The sequence below is a fragment of the Streptomyces solincola genome (assembly GCF_002982015.1).
Lineage (GTDB): Bacteria > Actinomycetota > Actinomycetes > Streptomycetales > Streptomycetaceae > Streptomyces > Streptomyces solincola.
This window is the reverse complement of record NZ_PVLV01000510.1, coordinates 1-1,648: the sequence shown is the minus strand read 5'-3', so window position 1 is coordinate 1,648 and position 1,648 is coordinate 1. Positions and strand designations below refer to the sequence as shown.

The 1,648-nt window shown below is 74.1% G+C and carries 1 protein-coding gene and 1 pseudogene; one reads left to right on the top strand and one right to left on the bottom strand.

Annotation, left to right across the window (positions count from 1 at the left end; translation table 11 throughout):
- The first annotated feature begins 87 nt into the window (after positions 1 to 87).
- Positions 88 to 642: an SDR family oxidoreductase gene (locus tag C6N75_RS25965; RefSeq protein WP_322888081.1), complete on the top strand. Its 555-nt coding sequence runs from the start codon at positions 88 to 90 to the stop codon at positions 640 to 642.
- 80 nt (positions 643 to 722) lie between these two features.
- Here C6N75_RS25965 and C6N75_RS25960 read toward each other — a convergent pair.
- A pseudogene (locus C6N75_RS25960) lies at positions 723 to 1,648 on the bottom strand (DNA topoisomerase IB); the annotation flags it as partial.

The window sequence follows — 1,648 nt, the reverse complement described above, 5'->3', positions numbered from 1 at the left end:
CCGTCACGTCCAGCTCCACGAACCGCGCCTCGCCCCCGGCCCGGGAGCTGTGCGAGGAGCTGCCGGGCCGGGGGCGAGGCGCGGTTCGTGGAGCTGGACGTGACGGACGCGGCGGCGGTGGCCGGGGTGTTCCGGGAGCTGGAGGAGTCCGGGCAGGCGGTGGACGTACTGGTCAACAACGCCGCGGTGGACGTGTCCAAGCCGATCGAGCACCTGACGGCCGGGGAGGTGGACCGGGTGGTGTCGACCAACCTGCTGGGGCCGGTGTACCTGTGCCTGGAGGTCTACCGGCGGATGATCGCCCGGGGCGGCGGCCACATCGTGAACATCCTGTCCACGGCGGCGCACCGCACCTGGACGGAGGCCGGTCCGTACGCGGCGGCCAAGTCGGGGCTGCGGGCGTTCACGCACACCCTGTTCCAGGAGGCCCAGCGGGACTGCCCGGGCATCGGGGTGACCGGGATCATCGCCGGCGGCATGGAGACCGCGTTCGTCCTGGAGCGCTTCCCGGACGCGGACACCTCGATGCTGCAAAGCCCGGAGATCGTGGCGGACACGGTGCTGTACGCCCTGTCGGTGCCGGCCGGCAGCACGGTGGGCGAGCTGGTGGTCGTCCCGCGCCGCGAGCCGTCCTGGCCGTGAGCTGGTGAAGCGTCACGGAGCCCGCCGGCCGCCGGCGATCGGGGTGGCGCCCGGCGGTCAGGCGGCTCGGGGCGCGCGGCGCGGCCGGTGCGCAGCATGCTCAGGACGGCGCGTTCGGCGGGGCCGTGGGTGGCGGGGACGCCGTGTTCGGCCTCGACGCCGAGGCGGGGCAGCGCGGCGGCGACGGTGACGCCCTCCTCGTACAGCTCGATGACGCGCGGGTTGATGTAGGAGGCGCGGCAGACGGCGGGGGTGTTGCCCAGGTAGTGGGAGACCTCGCGGGCGGCGCGGGCGATGGCGCGCCTGCGGGCGGTCTCGCTGTGCGCGGCGCCCTGGGAGACGGCGAGGGCGACGGCGGCCATCACGGTGGCGTGCCAGGTGCGGAAGTCCTTGGCGGTGACGTCCAGGCCGGCGATCTCCCTGAGGTAGGCGTTGACGTCGTCGCCGTTGACATCGTGCCAGTCGGGCCGGTCCCAGTAGGCGAGCAGCCGGTCGCCGCCGCCGCGGCGGCGGTTGAGCGCGGTGAGGGTGCGGCAGACGGAGGGGTCGAGCACGGCGTGGACCTGTTCCTTGCCGTGCTTGCCGGTGTACGTGAGGGTGACCTCGGCGGCGCTGCACCGGGTGTGGGCGCGGGTGAGGGTGGTGAGGCCGTAGCTGTTGTTCAGCTCGGTGTAGCGCTCGCTGCCGATCCGGAAGAAGCCGAGGTCCAGCAGGCGCACGGCGGTGGCGAGGACCCGCTGCCGGGTCAGGCCGCGGTCGGCGAGGTGGCCCTCGACGGCCTCCCGCACGGCGGGCAGGGCCTCCGCCACCTCCAGCACGTGCTCGTGTTTGGCGGCCTCCTGCTCGGCGCGGAACTGCGGGTGGTAGAGGTACTGGCGGCGGCCGGCGGCGTCGGTGCCGACGGCCTGGAGGTGGCCGTTGGCCTTGGTGCAGATCCACACGTCCCGCCAGGCGGGCGGGATGACCAGGCCCTTGATCCGCTCCAGTTGCGGCTTGTCCCGGAGGG